Genomic DNA, 15,365 nt, shown 5'->3' with positions numbered 1-15,365 from the left:
ATGAGATACCATAATATAACGAAAGACGATATGCTGAACGGAGACGGCCTGCGCGTCGTGCTCTGGGTCGCCGGATGCGGTCATCACTGCAAGGGATGTCAGAATCCGATTACCTGGGATCCAAATGGCGGCATCCCGTTTGATGACGCGGCAAAGGCAGAAATTTTTGAACAGCTGGACAAGGACTACATTTCCGGCATCACCTTTTCCGGCGGAGATCCGCTGCATGAGGCAAACCGGGCGGATGTGACGGCTCTGGCAAAAGAGATCAAGGAAAGATATCCGAAAAAAGATATCTGGGTTTACACCGGATATGAGTGGGAATCCGTCTGTGATCTGGAACTGATGGATTACACGGACGTGGTTGTGGACGGCCGCTTTATTCTTGCCCAGAGGGACGTTACCTTGGAATGGAAGGGCAGCCCGAATCAGAGAGTCATTGATGTGAAAAAGACGAGAGCACGCGGCGAAGTCGTACTGTTCGGCGAAAAGTAGTCACGCAAAAAGAAAAGGAGACGCTTTATGGAAACCATTAAAATTCAGTATTTAAACGATGAAATTGAGCGCCTGCGCTATATCGACGGAAAGTCCGACTGGATCGACCTGCGCGCGGCAGAAGAAGTAGAGTTAAAGGCCGGAGAATTCAAGCTGATCCACCTCGGCGTTGCCATGCAGCTGCCGGAGGGCTACGAGGCGCATATTGTGCCGAGAAGCAGCACCTTCAAGAACTTCGGTATTATCCAGACGAACCACTGCGGTATCATCGATGAGAGCTACTGCGGACCGAACGACTGGTTCTACATGCCGGCGTATGCCCTGCGCGACACCGTGATTCATGTGAATGACCGCATCTGCCAGTTCCGCATCGAGAAACACCAGCCGACCATCGGCTTTGAAGAAGTTGACCACTTAAACGGCGAGGACCGCGGCGGAATTGGAAGTACAGGAAAAAGATAACAACAGACGAAATAAAAAGAGCCTCCGGGTGTCAGAAAATCTGACATTTCCGGGGGCTTTTTGTTGCGGGCACACCAAACATGTACATGGTATATCAAGCACGATCCGGATCCGGCGAATCTGGTTTATGTTTTAAATGCTATTGTTTCATCTGTACCGTATTGTTTGTGATTTTGAATTTTTTGAAACTGTTGATAAAACTTGAAATCCTGCTATATCCATACTGCTTCACATCGAAGCCCGGGAAACGGTTCCGCAGGGCATCGTGAATAATGCTGAGGTTGTCGATATGGCCTCCGTTGGAGCAGATCAGATCCGTGATACATTTTTCAATCTGCTGGCGCGATACGGTGTTCTGGCGTTCCTTTACGAGGTAATTATGACCGGTTTTCAGCACTTCGATATCGTTCATGCTTTCTAGAAACGTGGAAAGTTTGGAATAACCGTAATTTCGAACGTCAAACTCTGAGAATTTCTTCTGCAGGATACTGCCGATCTCACTAAGTGTCGTATTTTTTCCGTGATCATTGTTCTCTGTCAGTACACGGGAAACCGTCCGCTCGATTTCTGCCTTGCTTGTAATGGAAGGGGGTTCGTCCTGAGAAGTGCCGTAGCGCGCCGGATTTTCCGAGACAGCGGTAATCGCAGGGGAGATATCGTCCTCGTTCTGGGAAATGATTTCGAGAATTTTAAAGGCATCGCACGCAACGCGGAAGGAAGAAGGGGTTTTCTGCTCGCCCATGCCGAGCACAAACATGCCGGATTCACGCAGACGCTGCGCCAGCTTGGTAAAATCAGAGTCCGAAGAAACCAGGCAGAAGCCCTCCACATTTCCGGAGTAGAGGATGTCCATGGCATCGATGATCATTGCGGAGTCGGTTGAGTTCTTTCCGTTCGTATTGCTATACTGCTGGATCGGGTTGATTGAGTAGCGTAAGAGCTGCTCCTTCCAGCTTTTCTTCGAGATATCGGTCCAGTCCCCGTAGATTCTCTTGTAAGTAGCGACGCCCTGGTCCGAAACCTCGTCCAGGATATATTTGATGTATTTCGGGGAAACATTGTCCGCATCGATCAATACGGCAAACCGGCTGTCTTTCTGTTCCATAGATTCTGTCCTTTCTGCGGCTTGAATAGTTACGAAAATAGATACCTCTAGTTTAGTACATTTCAGCCCACAAATCAACTGGGAGTTTAACCGAATCAAGTAAGTCCCCTACTTCCATTGCGAATATCTGCTTGACAATGACAAAAAAACTTGTCAAAACTATTGACAAATAAAGTTGTCAATAGTAGAGTAGTAGATGACAAGAAAAGTTGTCAAATAGAGAGCTCATCTAAAAATAAAGTGAAAGGAGATACTGCGATGCCGCTGTACAATCAGTTAAAAGAGTACCGTTCGAAGCTTGGCATCAACCAAACCGACCTTGGAAAAATGGCGGGAGTATCGAGACAGACCATCAGCCTGATTGAGCGGGGAGACTATTCACCGTCGGTGACACTGGCATTAAAACTTGCAAAAATCTGTGAAGTAAAAGTAGAAGATATTTTTCAATATGAGGAGGATGAACCATGAAAGAAAAACAGGGGAACAAACCAAATTCCTACGGAAAGCTGACGAAGCGGATGCTGATTTATCTGGGAATCGGCGGAGTCTGCGGTTTTTTTGTCGGAATTTTTATGACGTTCGGTGTGAAAAATGGCATGAGTGATCTGAGCGATCTGGTCCGCCCGCTGGCACTGCCGATCATTGCGGTAATTTTCGTTGTAAGCATTGTCCTGATGGAATTTTACAGCCGGAAATTAAAGGATACGATGAAGCATCTCGAAGAAGCAGAGGATGAACAGTACGAAGTCTTAAGCTATGAAGAAGAGAAATACGGCGCGATGCTGATGAACTGCAATGTGATTTCGCAGGTCTGCGATATCATCGTGCTGACATTTACCTTTTCCCGTTCTTGGCTGGAAGAAGCATCGGGAAAAGAGCTCGCCGGATTCCTGGCAACCTGTGCTCTGTTTTGTATCAACTTCTTTCTCTATGGCTATTATCAGATGCGTTATGTAAAAATGGTTCAGGCAGCTCACCCGGAGAAGAGAGGCGATATGAACTCAAAAAACTTCCAGAAAGACTGGATGGCAAGTTGCGATGAGGCAGAAAAAGAGATGGTATATCAGAGTGCCTATAAGGCCTATATGGCGCTGGGCAAGATGATTCAGATCCTGCTGTGTGCGACGATGATCCTGCATCTGGTGTTCCATACCGGTATTCTCGCAGTCATTGTCGTGGGCGTCATTTATCTGACGATGACACTCACATATCATCGTTCCTGTGTAAGTCTGCAGAAAGCAAAACTGAATCTGTAATCCTGTAAATACAAAAAACTGCGTGGAATGCATTTCAGAATCGTGCATTCCGCGCAGTTTTGCGTTTGGTATGAAAAATGTCAGCTGATCGGAGCCGTCGGTATCTTTGAATTATACTTTTTGTCGATATCCTTCATGACAAACAGATACGAAACACCGGTAAAGACAGCTGCCGTCACCCAGGCTGCCGGGTCACAGAAGCAGGCGAGCGGATAGCTGATGACTTTTATGGCAATCACAGCTACAATAAGGCGCGCAAAGAGTTCAGAAACACCGCCCATCATAGGTAGAAAGCCGTAGCCGCAACCCTGCATTGCATTTCGGAAAATAAAGATGGTGCAGAGCGGTACATAAAAAAGAGCACACATATAGGAATAAGTCTTTGCCCATGGCATCATGGCGGCCATATCGACATCACCCGAGAAGAAGAGGGAAAGACATGGCTTCAGAAGAAGGAAGACGAGAACAGCGGCTGCGATCGAATATGTGATGGAAGTCAGAAGTGCAGCGCGAACTCCCTTTTTAATCCGTGGAATATCGCCCTTTCCGAAATTTTGCCCGCTGTAGGTTGCCATCGTCTGTCCCATTGCGGAAAAGCCCTGTGTGACCAGATTCTGCAGCTTACAGGCCGCCGTGAAAGCGGCAACTGCCTCCGAGCCGAACAGGTTAATGGCAGCCTGCATAATCATTGTGCCGGATGCGGTGATGGCAAACTGGAGTGCCATCGGAATGCCCATCGAGAGCTGATGGCGGGAATCTGCCGCATGAAGCTTCCAGTGGTGTTTTTCCGGCCACATATCCGGCATGGAGCGATAAATATAAAAAAGACAGAGCACAGCAGAAATTCCCTGGGAGAAAACGGTTGCATATCCGGCTCCCGCAACGCCCATTTTAAAACGAATGATGAGAAGCAGATCCAGAAGAACATTTAATACAGCCGAAAAAATCAGGAACATCAGCGGAGTCTGGCTGTTTCCTACTGCACGCAGATAGGAGGAAAGCAGATTGTAAAAAATCGTAGCGATCAGGCCACCGCAGATAATCATAATATAGGAATAAGCGTCCTGAAAAATATTTTCCGGTGTGTTCATGAGATGCAGCAGCGGCCGCATGGAGATCATGCTGAAGAACGTCAGGACAACCGTGAAAAGGAGAGCCAGTAGAATGCCGTTTGCCACACTTCGCTTTACTCCGCGCGTATCCTTTGCACCGAACCGTTGCGATGTCAGAACCGTAAAGCCTGCTGTGATGCCCTGCGCAAATCCAAGCACCAGGAACATAATCGTTCCCGTAGAACCAACTGCAGCCAGTGCATCCGCTCCGACATATCGGCCAACGATAATCGTGTCTGCCATGTTGTAGAGCTGCTGGAAAATGTTTCCGATAATCAGCGGCAGCGTAAACTGCAGAATGACCGGAAGCGGACTTCCCTTTGTCATGTCTTTTTCCATGAGAAAACCTCCTCGAAATGATGGTAAAATAAGTTTTATCTTCGCTTAAAACGAAAGTTATTTTATCACATTCTGAAGAGGTTGTCATATCCTTATTTTGACATTTTTTCTGCGAAATTTGACGAAGGGAAAAGTGAACGACTTGAATAGACAGTTATAAAAATTTGTCATATGCAGACTTTATTTTTTCCGCCATTTGCTGCAGCCTTTGCGCGCGTAGACCGAAAATACGAACTGCAAGATCACCGCAGGAAAGTATAGTTGCGCCGCCGTCAATTTCCGGATCGGAGGCAAGAAATTCCCGGATTTCCTCCAGAAGGGTATCTGCGTGCTCCGATCGTGAGAGAAAGAGATTTACGTCTCGAGTCCCTGCGAGTGTGAATACGCACCGATTGGAAATAAAGCATCGTTGATCTGAAGAAGATAAAAATTAAGTTCGGACATAAAAAGTCTCCTGAAAATCATAAGATACGGAATGAGCCTGCCCGCGAAAAGAGGTCGGCCCATTCTTCCGAAGGTACGGACAAAAACCGCATCAGTGATGATGGTTGTGGATGGATGCGGAAATCCGCTGGTCAAAATCGAGCTTTTTCACCTCTTTTTCTTCACCGGGCTCAAAACGGACCGAAGTTCCGGAGGGAAGAATCACCGGACTCATCGGAAAAAACGGAGCAGGAAAGAGCACGGCGATCCGCCTGATGCTCGGCCTTGTAAAAGCGGAAAGCGGAACGATCGAACTCTTTGGAAAACCGATCACAGAGATCACACTGCAGGACCGGCAGAAAATCGGTGTATCGCTGGCAGAGTCGGGCTTCAACGGGCAGTTTACGATCGCGGAGCTGCTTGGCACCATCACGGGAAACGTTCCTGGACAGGCGGGAATTTTTGCGGTAAGCATCGCAGTTGTGCTGATTTCGTATGGGATCAGTGTAAGATTTATGGAGAAACGGGAGATTTAGAGAAATTCAAAGACGCCGGATTTCATGTTTGTATGTGAAATCCGGCGTTTTTGACGTGAGGAAAAACAATACGGAAACTTGAAAAAACTGCCGTGATATGGTATTCTCATAGAGTCGTTGACTCGAAAATAATAGAAGAAACAAGAGGAAAAACATGAAGAAATTATTTGCACAGATTGTGAAATTCGGTATCGTCGGCGTTATCAGCTTCGGCATCGACTACGTGACCGGTCTTATTGTCCTGAATCTTGTGATGGCGCTGACTTCCAGCTCTTACTTTGAAGCGGCATCCCTCATCGGTTCCGTTGCCGGATTTACCGTATCGGTCATTGCAAATTACATTTTAAGCTTCAAATTTGTCTTTGAGCGGAAAGAAGAAATGAACAAAAAAGTCGAGTTCATCACCTTTGTCGTCCTTTCCCTGATCGGCATGCTGCTCAACAGTTTCCTGATCTGGATCGTCGTAGGCCCGATCTACGGCGGTAATGTTGCACTGCAGCAGAACATAGGCCATAACCTGATCTACACAATCGCGAAAGTATTCGCGACGGCGATTGTTATGGTATACAATTTTGTGACCAGAAAAATATTTCTGGAGAAAAAGTAATTTTGAAAAGAGTTTGAAAAAGGCAGCGCAGAAAAACGCTGCCTTTTTTGAAAAAAGAAAGGCTGGTGCGTAAAAAATGGAACATTCGATCTTACAGACAGTATTGTGGAGTTACCTGATTTGTATTAATATCATTACCATAGCAGTCTATGGAATCGACAAACGAAGTGCGGTGCGGGGAAAATGGAGAATCCGCGTTTCCACCTTGCTTGGACTTGCGGCAGCCGGCGGCTCGGTGGGAGCCTTGCTGGGCATGCACCTGTTTCATCACAAGACAAGAAAAAAGAAATTCACGATTGGAGTCCCGCTGATGCTGGCGGCGCAGATCCTTCTTCTTTTCTTTCTGGCAAAAGCAGGTCTGCTGTTTTTTGCATAGAGAGCAGCAGAATTTGAAAGAGGGTTAAAAAATGAGAGAAGAACAAACGAAGGCGACAACAGAACGCCTGATTTTTCACGTAGATGTCAACAGCGCCTTTTTATCCTGGGAGTCGGTGCGGCGGATCAAAGAGGGACTGCCGGATCTGCGGGACATTCCTGCCTGTATCGGCGGCGATCCGACGAAGCGGACAGGAATCGTTGTGGCAAAGTCGATCCCGGCGAAAAAATGCGGTGTCCAGACCGGTGAACCTGTGGCAATGGCACTGCGGAAATGTCCGAACATGGTCATTGTCCCGAGTGATTTCGACCTCTACGTCAGGTGTTCCCGTGCCTTCAAGAAAATCTGCGCCTCCTACACCCCGGTCATGGAATCCTTTTCGATCGATGAGGTATTCCTCGATATGACGGGAACTTCCCTTCTGTATCCGGACCCGATTGCGGCGGCGCACGAAATCAAGGACCGGATTTACGAGGAGCTTGGATTTACCGTCAATATTGGAATCTCCACAAATAAACTCCTGGCCAAAATGGCATCTGATTTCGAAAAACCAAACAAAGTACACACTCTGTTCCCAGAAGAAATCCCCGAAAAAATGTGGCCGCTTCCGGTACGCGAGCTGTTGTTCCTCGGAAAAGCATCCGAAAAGAAACTGATCGAGGCCGGAATCCGCACAATCGGAGACTTGGCGCATGCGCGCGAAGCGGATATTCAGACGCTGATCGGCAGGAAAAACGGCCATCAGCTCTACCAGTACGCCCGCGGCATCGATGATTCCCCTGTAAAAGCGCAGCCCGACGAGGCCAAAGGCTTCAGCGCCGAGACGACCTTCAACGAGGACATCATCTCCATCGAACAGGTGAATCCGATCCTTCTCGCCCAGTGCGACATCGTAGCCGCCCGCATGCGTCGGAAAAAGAAAAAATGCACCTCCGTTTCCGTAACGTTTCGCACTCTCGAGTTTCGAAACCGTTCACACCAGACCAAACTCCCCAATGCGACCGATGTGACAGATGAAATCTACCGCTGCGCCAAACAGCTCTTCCGCGAATCCTGGAAAGGCGAGCCCCTCCGCCTGATCGGCGTCGCCGTGACCGGTCTTACCGAAGACGATTTCGAACAGCTCTCCCTCTTCGAAGATCCCGAAAAGAAGGAGAAAAGCCGTAAACTCGATGCCGCCCTCGACGCGATCCGCCAGAAATACGGCAACGACAAAGTCACTCGCGCGAGCATCCTGAACGGCACACAGGGGATTGCGAGAAAAGCGAAGGCAGAGATGAAAAATGATGACAATATTCGGAAAAATATAAAACATTAATTGATATATTTCCGAAAATAATATAGAATAATCAGAAAGAAGAATGCCGGAAAGGAGGATACAGATGAAAAGCTGTAAAGAAATGGCAAAACAGTGGGGCGTTACAGAGCGTACCGTAACAACTTTCTGTAAAACAGGTAAAATTCCAGGTGTCGTAAAAGAAGGAAAGAGCTGGCGGATTCCAGATGGAGCAGAAAAACCTGCAGACGGCAGAGTACTGTCAGGAAAGTATGTAAAAAAAGAGGAAAAAGAAGCAAGAAAGCCACTCCCGATCGGAATATCGGATTACGTACGGGCACAGTCGGAATATTATTATGTGGACAAGACAGGAATGATCAAAGAATTTCTGGATCGAAAACCACTGGTATCACTGTTTACGCGGCCGAGACGATTTGGAAAGACGTTGAATATGGATATGCTTCGCGTTTTCTTTGAAATTTCCGATACAGATACCAGCCAGTATTTCCGGGACAAAGAAATCTGGAAATGTGGAGAAGAATACCGAGAGCATCAGGGAAAATATCCGGTTATTTTTCTGACGTTTAAAGATATAAAATTTGCGTCCTGGGAACTGACTTTTGCAAAAATTGCAGAGCTGGTACAGGAAGAGTTCGGCAGACATAAGGAATTGGGGATGAGTGAGAAACTGGAACCATACGAGAAGGATTATTTTCGGAAAATACTGGCAGGTCAGGCGAATGAAGTAGAGCTCTCCTCGTCTCTGCAGAAACTTTCCAAAATGCTTCATGAACATTATGGAAAAGCACCGATCATTATGATCGATGAATATGATGCACCGATTCAGGAAGGCTATTCGAAAAAGTTTTATGAAGAAATTGTTGGATTTATGCGGAATTTCTTTTCCGGCGCATTCAAAGACAACCGGCATCTGTCGTACGGTTTTTTAACTGGAATTCTGCGGATTGCACAGGAAAGTATATTCAGTGGTTTGAATAATCTGACGGTAAATTCCATTCTGGATGAGACATATGATAAATACTTTGGATTTACCCGTGCAGAAGTCCATAAAATGCTGCGGGATTACGGTGCTCTCGAAAAAGAAGCAGAGCTTAAAACCTGGTATGACGGATATCTTTTTGGCGCAGAAGAAATTTACAATCCCTGGTCCGTGGTCAACTATATTGCACAGGGGTGTATTCCAAAGGCATATTGGGTAAACACCGGAAAGAATGAAATTCTGGAAGAAGTTCTGAAGACAGCGACAGAGGATGTCATAGAGAAATTGTATGCATTGCTGCAGGGAGAGCGAGTGGTTGCGAGAATTGATCAAAATGTAGTGTACCGGTCACTGCTGGAAGAGCCCGCAAGTATTTATAGTCTGCTTCTGGTCGCCGGATATCTGAAGACACCCAAAAAAGAATTGCAGACAGACGGCGCTTATCTGTGCGAGGTATCTATCCCCAACCGGGAGATTGCGGCAGTTTACAAAGCCGAGATTGTATCCTATCTGCTGCAGATTGGAGCAGTAACGAGGACAACAGCAGATCAGATTGCGGAAAGTTTGTATACGAATGACGTGAAAAAGCTGCAGAGTGCGATTGCAGAATATATGGACAAGTCGATCAGTTTTTACGATGCGGGCGCAGAAGGTTTTTACCATGGACTGGTACTGGGACTGATTGCATTGCTGGATCAACAGTATAAAATCACATCCAACCGGGAATTCGGAGAGGGACGGTACGATATCAGCCTGTTCCCGCGAGAACTCCGGTATCCTGGCATTCTGATGGAACTAAAATGGAAAAAGGGGATTACAGAAGACACACTGAAAAAATTAGCGAAAGAAGCATTAAACCAGATTGAAACACAGCGATACGATACAGAAATGCGGCAGGAAGGGGTTACGGAAGTCATCAAACTTGGAATCGCCTTTTCTGGAAAAAATGTAAAAATTTGGACGGTATAAAAACAGGAGAAGACAAAACAGGGGGAAGCAAAATGAAAAAATTAACAACGGCAAAGATATGGCAGTTCGCAGCAGGCCAGTTTGGATGGGCGCTGCTGTCTGGTATCATATCGAACTGGCTTCGGGGTTTTTACCATCATTGGAGGGATCACAGCCTTCGGAAGAATTTTTGATGCATTCACTGATCCGATGATTGCGTCCTGGTCAGACCGGTGCACTTCAAAAAACGGACGGCGGATCCCGTTCTTAAAAGGCGCGTCCCTGCCGCTGGCACTTTCCACCGTGCTGGTGTTCTGGTCACCGGTGAATGAAAACAGCTGGATCAATGCGGCGTTCGGTGCAGCTGTATTCTGCGGCGCAGGCGGACTGATACTGATGTTTTACGATGAGAAAAAGATTAACTGCGTGATGAACGGAAAAGCATAGGTCAGTACTCAGCACGGCAGCCTTTTTTATGTGTAGAAGCTATCCGGCATAAAGGAGAAAGGATCACAGGTGATACAGACCAGATGCTGCGGCAGCTGCAGTTTCACATTATCTCGAAATCAGCTCCTCCGCATGCTTTAATGCATCCGAAATATTCGAACAGAAATTTTCTTCTCCGACAAGCTCCACAAAGCCGGATTTTTTCATCACCTTCATCGGCTGCTCATTCACATGAGAGAAGACGATGGTGATCCCTTTCGATTCGCAGAGCTTCGTCAGATTCTGGAGTGCATTCATGGCTGTACTGTCGATCGCCGGTACGCTCCGCATCCGGAGAACGAGACATTTTGTGAAATCCTTTACCACGATGTGCTCAATCGCATCCGCCGCGCCAAAGAAGAGCGGTCCTGTGATCTCGTATACACGGATTTCCAGCGGCAGCTTCTGCAGATGTTCATCCACCGCCGGGGAATCATCGTCTACATAGACCCAGCTGTCGGCGTGCGTCCGCCGTTTTTGATATTTGCCGCCGTTCTGGCAATCGCTCCCGTAGCCGGAATACCGCCGAAAAGCGCAGAAGCAATATTTCCAGCACCCTGTGCAATCAGCTCTGTATCCGAACGATGCTTGCTGTTGATCATGCCGTCCGCAACAACACAGGAGAGAAGCGACTCAATCGCCGCAAGCACCGCGATCGTAAACGCATTTGGAATCGCCGACTGAATCAGTTTCATGTCAAAAACCGGCAGATGAAGCGCCGGAAGCAAGAGCCAGTGCGATAGAAAGAGGAAGTGCAATGATCGCAACGATGATACCGGCAGTCACATCTTTGGCAAACTGCGCGCGGTCATAGGACTTCAGAGAAGTGAGTAGCATTGGTTTGAACGAATTCATTTGAAAAGCTCGCTTTCTGTATTAGATTTGTATTACTGTTAGAACAACTTTCCAAGTATAGCATAAGAGACGGGGAGCAGGAAACCCAAAAAGGAATTGTTTGTCTTTCTATACAATCATGTTATGCATGACATTGCACACAGCCGGCAGAAAAATCCGAATGGAAAATTTTTCTGTTACTTTTTTGATTTTTTCAGTGACTTTCCTCTATGATCTATGGTACACTAATCCATGCGTGTTAAAAACGAGAATAGAATATCAAATGGAGGAAATCTCAAAATATGAGCAAAAAGAAAGGCGAAGGCCTGAAATCATTCAACAGGGGATTTAACGTGCCGGATACCTACATTATCATCTTTTTTGTGGTGGTTATCGCGGCCGTCATGACTTTCCTCGTCCCGAAAGGCTATTACGAGACGGAGGATGTCACGTACCTGATGAACGGGGTAGAAAAGACCCGTACCGTCATCAAAGACGGAAGCTTCCAGTATCTGACCGATGCTGCAGGAAAACCGGTCACAGAAGGTGTTGCACTGTTCAGCGGCGACGGCGGAACCGGATTTTTCAATTATATGTATAACGGAATTATCAGCAGCTCCGCCATCGAAATCATCGCATTTCTGATGGTAGTCGGCGGCGCTTTCGGTATCATGATCCGCACCGGAGCCGTTGAAGCCGGTCTGATCGGCCTGATCCGTAAAGCAAAAGGAGCCGAAAAACTGCTGATCCCGGTCCTTTTCGTCCTGTTTTCCCTCGGCGGAGCCGTGTTCGGAATGGGAGAAGAGGCCCTTCCGTTCACCATGATCCTCTGCCCGCTGTTTGTCGCTGTCGGATACGACACCGTCATTGCCGTGCTTGTTACGTACGTGGCAACACAGATCGGCTTTGGATCTTCCTGGATGAACCCGTTTTCCGTCGGAATCGCACAGGGAATCGCCGGCGTTGACGTCTTCTCCGGCGCAGGTTTCCGTATGGTGATGTGGGTCGTATTCACCGCTCTTGGCTGCGGCATGACCATGTTCTATGCAGCAAAAGTCAAAAAGACCCCGGAAATCTCCGTTGCTTACGAAAGCGACCAGTATTTCCGTGATCAGAACGAAAAAACAGGCATCGACGAGGGCCATTCCTTCGGCATCGGCCATATCTTAGTTCTGGTAACACTGGCCGTTACCGTTGTCTGGGTCATCTGGGGCGTTATGGCAAAAGGCTATTACATGGCCGAAATCGCAACCCAGTTCTTCATCATGGGAATTGTGGCAGGTGTGATCGGTGTCATTTTCCATCTGAATGACATGAAAGTGAACGACATTGCCGTTTCCTTCAAAGACGGCGCAAAAGACCTGATCGGCGCAGCACTCGTTGTTGCGATGGCACAGGGCATCATGCAGGTGCTCGGCGGTTCTGATCCGACCACACCGACCGTTATCAACACCATTATGTACGGCATCTCACAGGCACTGGCCGGTCTTTCCGGTGCAGCCGCAGCCGTGCTGATGTACGTGTTCCAGTCGGTCTTCAACTTCTTCGTCGTATCCGGCTCCGGCCAGGCGGCGATCACCATGCCGATCATGGCACCGCTCGCGGACCTTCTCGGCGTATCCCGCCAGACATCCGTCCTTGCGTTCCAGCTCGGTGATGCCTTCACAAACCTGATCGTCCCGACCTCCGGCTGCCTGATCGGCTCCCTGGCGATTGCAAAAATCGAGTGGTCGAACTGGATCAAATTCATGTGGAAATTCTTAGGGATACTGATGATCGGAGCAGTCATTACGATTTTGATTGCGGTTGCGATTGGATTTTAAGAGGAGTGAGAGAAAATGATATTATTTCAGAACATAGACGTCTATGCGCCGGAACACCTCGGAAGAAAAGACGTTCTTACTGTGTATGATAAAATTGTCAAGATCGCAGATGCCGGCACGATAACGGCAGACGGCCTGCTCTCTGGCGCGGAGACCGTAGACGGAACCGGACTAGTCCTGACACCTGGCTTTGTCGACTGCCATGTTCACGTGCTCGGCGGAGGCGGCGAGGGCGGCTTTGCCAACCGCACCCCGGAGGCGACGATGGAAGGCCTGAACAAGTTCGGTGTGACAACCGTTGTCGGCTGCCTCGGAACTGACGGCATTGGCCGTGACATGTGCGCGCTCGTGGCAAAAACAAAAGGTCTCCGGGAGCAGGGCATGTCCGCCTGGTGCTACACCGGTAGCTATCAGGTTCCGGTGCGTACACTGACGGATGGAATTACGAAAGATATCATGATGATCGAAGAAATCATCGGAACCGGCGAAATCGCCATCTCGGACCACCGATCCTCACAGCCGACCTTCGAAGAATTCGCCCGACTGGCAGCAGACACGCGCCTCGGCGGTGTTCTTTCCGGGAAAGCGGGAGTGATCAATGTCCACCTTGGCGACGGTGCAAGATGTATGGAGCTGATCGAACGCGTCATCAGCGAAACCGAAATCCCGGCCAGCCAGTTCCTCCCGACCCATGTCAACCGGAACGAGAAGCTGTTCCAGAAGGCAATTGAATACGCCGTAAAGGGCGGTGCGGTCGATTTCACCGGAAATGAAGAGATCGATTACTGGGAAACTGTCTGTGATGAAGTCCGCGTGTGCAAAGGAATCCGCCGCATGCTGGATGCAGGCGTGAATCCGAAACACATCACCATCTCATCCGACGGTCAGGGCAGTCTGCCGATCTTTAATGAGAAGGGAGAATTCCTGCGGATGGGCATGGGCCAGTCGAGCTGTTTGCTGAAAGAAGTAAAAGAATGCGTGGAGAAAGCGGGAATTCCGCTGGAAACCGCAATTTCGACGATTACGGCAAACCCGGCAGAGATCCTGTCACTGAAAGGAAAAGGCAAGGTCCGGGAAGGATATGATGCGGATCTTTGCGTACTGGATCAGGGACTAGAGATTCAGGAAGTCGTTGCACGGGGGAAGACGGTGTATCGGAAATAGCATATTGGTAATATTGGGAAAAGGTCACAGCTTTGCGGAGCTGCGGCCTTTTTTGATGGGAATGCCTGAGGAAAGAATGTTTTACAATAGTATTTTGTAAGAAGGTACGATATAATGAACATATATCTTGCGACAGGGAAGGAGAAACTGCAGTGTCGGAAATAAAACTTTTTGAGGTCGGAACGGTTGTGAAAGAGCGCACCTCTTCCACGGTAGTATTGGAGAAACAACTGCAAACAACGATAGAGCAGAACATGGAGACATTTTTCGGCGTTCGTTTTCTGAAAAGTGAATATATGATCACATCCGGAAGAATGGACAGCATCGGAATTGATGAAAATAATAGCCCAGTGATTTTTGAGTATAAGAGAAGCTCGAGCGAGAACGTAATTAATCAGGGATTATTCTATCTGGATTGGCTTCTGGATCACAAAGCGGATTTCAAACTGCTTGTGATTGAAAAATTGGGTATGGAAGTAGCAGACCAGATTGATTGGTCGGTGCCTTGTGTGATTTGTATTGCAAATGATTTTACGAAATACGACGTGCATGCAGTGAATCAGATGCAGAGGAATATCAAGTTGGTGAAATATCGGAAATATGGGGAAGATCTGTTGCTGTTTGAACATCTGAACACACCGGTGGCAAAGCCAGTAACGGAAACATCAACCATTTCAACAACAAGTAGTACATACACACAGAAAACACATTTAGAGAAGCTGTCATCAGCAAGCAGCCATTTCAAAACATTATATACGGCGCTTTGTGACTACATCGAATCGTTGGGAGACGATCTTGTTCCAAACCAATTGAAGCTGTATTTGGCCTATAAGAAAGTGCAGAACATTTTCTGCATTGAAATTTATAACAAACAGATCCTGCTCCGAATGAAACTCGACCCGGACACTGTTGAACTGGAAGAAGGATTCACAAGAGATACCCGCGGGATTGGACATTACGGAACGGGGGAGCTAGAAGTGTCAATCAAGACGGCAGAAGACTTTCAGAAGGCAAAGAAGCTGATTGATCGGGCGTATCAGGAGACGTTATAAAGCATGGTAAAAACTGGACTGTGATAGAATGAGAATGGTGTCGCAAGCCAAACTCAAAATCAAAGGAGGCG

The 15,365-nt window shown here is 47.8% G+C and carries 15 protein-coding genes and 2 pseudogenes; 13 read left to right on the top strand and 4 right to left on the bottom strand.

Annotation, left to right across the window (positions count from 1 at the left end):
* A complete protein-coding gene (nrdG, locus tag DW769_RS02870) occupies window positions 1–495 on the top strand; it encodes an anaerobic ribonucleoside-triphosphate reductase activating protein (RefSeq protein WP_022462937.1) in 495 nt (164 codons plus the stop codon).
* A gap of 27 nt (window positions 496–522) precedes the next feature.
* Complete coding sequence (locus tag DW769_RS02865) at window positions 523–957, top strand: dUTP diphosphatase (RefSeq protein WP_022462938.1); 435 nt, start codon at window positions 523–525, stop codon at window positions 955–957.
* A 139-nt stretch (window positions 958–1,096) separates the two neighbouring features.
* Here the strand turns inward: DW769_RS02865 and DW769_RS02860 are convergent, their stop codons facing one another.
* Window positions 1,097–2,062: an NYN domain-containing protein gene (locus DW769_RS02860; protein WP_022462939.1), complete on the bottom strand. Its 966-nt coding sequence runs from the start codon at window positions 2,060–2,062 to the stop codon at window positions 1,097–1,099.
* 258 nt (window positions 2,063–2,320) lie between these two features.
* Between DW769_RS02860 and DW769_RS02855 the strand changes: the two genes are divergently transcribed.
* Both DW769_RS02855 and DW769_RS02850 read left to right on the top strand, forming a co-directional pair.
* Window positions 2,321–2,530 (top strand): helix-turn-helix transcriptional regulator, encoded by a 210-nt coding sequence (locus tag DW769_RS02855; RefSeq protein ID WP_055228608.1) that lies wholly within the window; start codon window positions 2,321–2,323, stop codon window positions 2,528–2,530.
* On the top strand, window positions 2,527–3,318 hold the full coding sequence (locus tag DW769_RS02850; protein ID WP_117509183.1) for a DUF3169 family protein: 792 nt from the start codon (window positions 2,527–2,529) through the stop codon (window positions 3,316–3,318). Before DW769_RS02855 ends, DW769_RS02850 begins: the two co-directional genes overlap by 4 nt.
* 80 nt (window positions 3,319–3,398) lie before the next feature.
* On the opposite strand, the gene DW769_RS02845 is transcribed toward DW769_RS02850, so the two are convergent.
* Window positions 3,399–4,769 carry an MATE family efflux transporter gene (locus DW769_RS02845; protein ID WP_117509182.1) on the bottom strand — a complete coding sequence of 457 codons (1,371 nt, stop codon included), beginning with the start codon at window positions 4,767–4,769 and terminating at the stop codon, window positions 3,399–3,401.
* Window positions 4,770–5,323: 554 nt separating this feature from the next.
* Here DW769_RS02845 and DW769_RS02830 point away from each other — a divergent pair.
* The 6 genes and pseudogenes from DW769_RS02830 to DW769_RS02805 all read left to right on the top strand — a co-directional run.
* A complete protein-coding gene (locus tag DW769_RS02830) occupies window positions 5,324–5,728 on the top strand; it encodes an ATP-binding cassette domain-containing protein (protein ID WP_117509181.1) in 405 nt (134 codons plus the stop codon).
* A gap of 154 nt (window positions 5,729–5,882) precedes the next feature.
* The gene (locus DW769_RS02825; RefSeq protein WP_117509180.1) at window positions 5,883–6,335 is read left to right on the top strand and encodes a GtrA family protein; all 453 of its coding nucleotides are present in this window, start codon (window positions 5,883–5,885) and stop codon (window positions 6,333–6,335) included.
* A 76-nt stretch (window positions 6,336–6,411) separates the two neighbouring features.
* A complete protein-coding gene (locus DW769_RS02820) occupies window positions 6,412–6,711 on the top strand; it encodes a DUF1294 domain-containing protein (RefSeq protein WP_055228600.1) in 300 nt (99 codons plus the stop codon).
* A gap of 31 nt (window positions 6,712–6,742) precedes the next feature.
* Entirely contained in the window at window positions 6,743–8,029 is a 1,287-nt protein-coding gene (locus DW769_RS02815; RefSeq protein WP_117509179.1) for a DNA polymerase Y family protein, read from the top strand.
* A gap of 64 nt (window positions 8,030–8,093) precedes the next feature.
* Complete coding sequence (locus DW769_RS02810) at window positions 8,094–9,956, top strand: AAA family ATPase (protein WP_117509178.1); 1,863 nt, start codon at window positions 8,094–8,096, stop codon at window positions 9,954–9,956.
* A 32-nt stretch (window positions 9,957–9,988) separates the two neighbouring features.
* A pseudogene (locus DW769_RS02805) lies at window positions 9,989–10,292 on the top strand (MFS transporter); the annotation flags it as partial.
* 198 nt (window positions 10,293–10,490) lie between these two features.
* Here DW769_RS02805 and DW769_RS17370 read toward each other — a convergent pair.
* Together DW769_RS17370 and DW769_RS17145 are read right to left on the bottom strand one after the other, a co-directional pair.
* Window positions 10,491–11,146: pseudogene (locus tag DW769_RS17370) on the bottom strand (SulP family inorganic anion transporter); the annotation flags it as partial.
* Window positions 11,118–11,276 carry a hypothetical protein gene (locus tag DW769_RS17145; protein WP_330410090.1) on the bottom strand — a complete coding sequence of 53 codons (159 nt, stop codon included), beginning with the start codon at window positions 11,274–11,276 and terminating at the stop codon, window positions 11,118–11,120. The gene DW769_RS17145 and the pseudogene DW769_RS17370, both read right to left, overlap by 29 nt.
* A gap of 281 nt (window positions 11,277–11,557) precedes the next feature.
* Between DW769_RS17145 and yfcC the strand changes: the two genes are divergently transcribed.
* The 3 genes from yfcC to DW769_RS02785 all read left to right on the top strand — a co-directional run bounded on the left by yfcC (window position 11,558) and on the right by DW769_RS02785 (window position 15,294).
* Window positions 11,558–13,078 (top strand): putative basic amino acid antiporter YfcC, encoded by a 1,521-nt coding sequence (yfcC, locus tag DW769_RS02795; protein ID WP_022462924.1) that lies wholly within the window; start codon window positions 11,558–11,560, stop codon window positions 13,076–13,078.
* A 15-nt stretch (window positions 13,079–13,093) separates the two neighbouring features.
* Entirely contained in the window at window positions 13,094–14,242 is a 1,149-nt protein-coding gene (gene iadA / locus DW769_RS02790; protein ID WP_118666439.1) for a beta-aspartyl-peptidase, read from the top strand.
* Between the two features lie 152 nt (window positions 14,243–14,394).
* The gene (locus tag DW769_RS02785; protein ID WP_117509176.1) at window positions 14,395–15,294 is read left to right on the top strand and encodes an endonuclease NucS domain-containing protein; all 900 of its coding nucleotides are present in this window, start codon (window positions 14,395–14,397) and stop codon (window positions 15,292–15,294) included.
* The last annotated feature ends 71 nt before the right edge of the window (window positions 15,295–15,365 follow it).

The sequence above is a fragment of the Blautia sp. AM29-29 genome (genome assembly GCF_003480555.1).
GTDB classification, from domain to species: domain Bacteria; phylum Bacillota; class Clostridia; order Lachnospirales; family Lachnospiraceae; genus Fusicatenibacter; species Fusicatenibacter saccharivorans.
The sequence above is the reverse complement of the archived record's forward strand: the minus strand, read 5'-3'. Positions and strand labels throughout refer to the sequence as shown.